This window comes from Clostridium malenominatum, from assembly GCF_039521365.1.
GTDB lineage: Bacteria > Bacillota > Clostridia > Clostridiales > Clostridiaceae > Clostridium_AW > Clostridium_AW malenominatum.
Genome location: NZ_BAAACF010000004.1, coordinates 1 through 636 on the forward strand (window position 1 = coordinate 1; position 636 = coordinate 636).

Annotated in this window: 2 tRNA genes and 1 rRNA gene; all 3 read right to left on the reverse strand. The window is 39.2% G+C overall.

Going from position 1 to position 636, the window contains the following annotated elements:
• Window positions 1–77 (reverse strand): 23S ribosomal RNA (locus ABDZ69_RS14300); the annotation flags it as partial.
• Window positions 78–286: 209 nt separating this feature from the next.
• A tRNA-Ile gene (locus ABDZ69_RS14305) sits at window positions 287–363 on the reverse strand.
• A 7-nt stretch (window positions 364–370) separates the two neighbouring features.
• A tRNA-Ala gene (locus ABDZ69_RS14310) sits at window positions 371–446 on the reverse strand.
• Between the last annotated feature and the right edge of the window lie 190 nt (window positions 447–636).

Genomic DNA, 636 nt, shown 5'->3' on the forward strand with positions numbered 1-636 from the left:
AGCTTATCGCAGCTTATCGCGTCCTTCATCGGCTTCTGGTGCCAAGGCATTCTCCATGTGCCCTTTGTAGCTTGATCTATATAAAGTTCCTATAAGCGGCGCATTACTTCGTCATTGCATTTGCTTCGGTGCTCATTTAGCGCTGCTAAACTCCGCTCCTCGCTGCATGCATTCCTCGTACTGCTTGCTTCTAGTAACTTTCTATGATTTAATAATAAATCATATCTACAAAAGTTATTACCTTTGATTTACTTTACTTTATCTTTGTGCAATTTTCAAAGAACATTGGTGGGCTTAAATGGACTCGAACCATCGACCTCACGCTTATCAGGCGTGCGCTCTAACCAGCTGAGCTATAAGCCCTTTAATATGGTGGAGATAATGAGATTCGAACTCATGACCCCCTGCTTGCAAGGCAGGTGCTCTCCCAACTGAGCTATACCCCCATAAATTTTTATATGACTTGTCAAAATCTCTGATTTTGCTAACAAGTCAGTACTCATCAGCTATGCTGAGGAGCTTCATTAAGTTAAAAATTAACTTTTAACTTAAAAAAGACCAATGGTCTTTCAAAATTAAACAGAGTACATAAGCTTATAATAAAGCTAATTTGCTTTATTAATTCTCCCTAGAAAG